This is a genomic window from Rhodoferax saidenbachensis (assembly GCF_031457975.1).
GTDB lineage: Bacteria > Pseudomonadota > Gammaproteobacteria > Burkholderiales > Burkholderiaceae_C > Allorhodoferax > Allorhodoferax saidenbachensis_A.
Genome location: NZ_JAVDXO010000022.1, coordinates 1 through 1,605, shown reverse-complemented (window position 1 = coordinate 1,605; position 1,605 = coordinate 1). Strand labels below are relative to the sequence as shown.

Annotated in this window: 1 protein-coding gene; it reads left to right on the top strand. The window is 54.7% G+C overall.

Translation table 11 applies throughout. The features are described 5' to 3' along the window. Positions 1 to 41 precede the first annotated feature (41 nt). On the top strand, positions 42 to 1,577 hold the full coding sequence (locus J2X15_RS21200) for an IS3 family transposase (RefSeq protein ID WP_310347034.1): 1,536 nt from the start codon (positions 42 to 44) through the stop codon (positions 1,575 to 1,577). Positions 1,578 to 1,605 lie beyond the last annotated feature (28 nt).

Here is a 1,605-nt window from a genome sequence, read left to right as displayed (position 1 = left end):
TGGGGGTGCGGACAAAATCTTGGACTACTTGGAGGTAGTTCATGTATTCGTACGAAGACCGAATCCGAGCAGTCAAGCTCTATATCAAGCTGGGCAAACGCACTGGTCCGACCATCCGGAAGTTGGGCTATCCAACAAAGAATTCGCTCAAAAGCTGGTATCGGGAATTCGAGCAAAGTCTCGACTTGCAGGTGGACTATGCGCGCTCGCAGAAGTATTCTGATGAACAGAAGCGAGTGGCGGTTCAGCATTACCTTGACCACGACCGTTGCATTGCCGCCACCATGAGGGCACTGGGATATCCGTGCCGGGCCCTACTCACTGGTTGGATCGATGAACTGCACCCGGAGGTTCGTCCGCGCATGGTGGGGCGTGCACCCAATGTTCAGCACCCTCTGGCGCTAAAGAATGCGGCTGTCATTGATCTGTGTACCAGGCAGACAAGTGCACACGCAATTGCTCAAAAGCTAGCGGTGTGCAGGCCGACGTTGTACAACTGGAAGAATCAATTACTCGGTCGCGAGGCTCCCGCATCCATGAAAGACCACAACCATCCACCGTCGACGGCCGATCTGACTGAGCTCGAACGGCAGGCCGAATCTCTTCGCCGTGACAACCGCAAATTGAAGCTTGAGAACGATCTACTGAAGAAGGCCAATGCACTGTTAAAAAAAGGCCTGGGCGTCGACCTGCAGCTCCTGAGCAACCGGGAGAAGACACTGCTGGCTGACGCCCTGAAACAAACCTATGCGCTCTCAGAGCTCTTTGCCGAATTGAACCTGGCACGCAGTTCCTACTTTTATCACCAGGCCCAGTTGCGCAGGGTGGACAAATACGCTGATGCACGTCTTGCGATGACCGAAGTCTTTGAGTGCAACCACCGCTGCTATGGCTACAGGCGAATGCGCGCAGCACTAGGTCGACGCCATCTGCACATCTCCGAGAAAGTTGTGCAACGCTTGATGAAGCAGGAGCGCTTGGTTGTTGCGGCCAACAAAAGGCGTCGGTACGGATCGTATCTGGGGGAAATCAGCCCCGCACCGGAGAATCTCATCAACCGGGACTTCCGGGCTGACACCCCGAATGAGAAGTGGCTGACTGACATCACGGAGTTCCAGATCCCGGCTGGGAAGGTCTACCTCTCGCCCGTGATCGACTGCTTCGATGGTCTGGTTGTCAGCTGGACCATCGGCACGCGTCCAGACTCTGGCCTGGTGAACACCATGTTGGATGCAGCCATTGAGACAGTAGCCATCCAAGGAAGCAGGCCTGTTATTCACTCAGATCGTGGTGCCCACTATCGCTGGCCTGGGTGGCTCTCACGGGTGCACAACGCAAAGCTGATTCGCTCGATGTCGCGTAAAGGATGTTCACCAGACAATGCAGCTTGCGAGGGCTTCTTTGGGCGACTGAAAACGGAACTGTTCTACCCAAGGAGCTGGCAGGACATCACGGTCGACCAATTCATTCAGGTCGTTGACTCCTACATTCGTTGGTATAACGAGAAGCGCATCAAGATATCCCTTGGCTCACGCAGTCCCATTGAATACCGGGAGAGCCTTGGATTTACAACATAAACCAGTCCAAGTTTTACGCTGCATCCCC

Excerpts from the sequence above, each read along its gene's own strand:
- J2X15_RS21200 (WP_310347034.1), top strand. The coding sequence starts at position 42 with ATGTATTCGTACGAAGACCGAATCCGAGCAGTCAAGCTCTATATCAAG.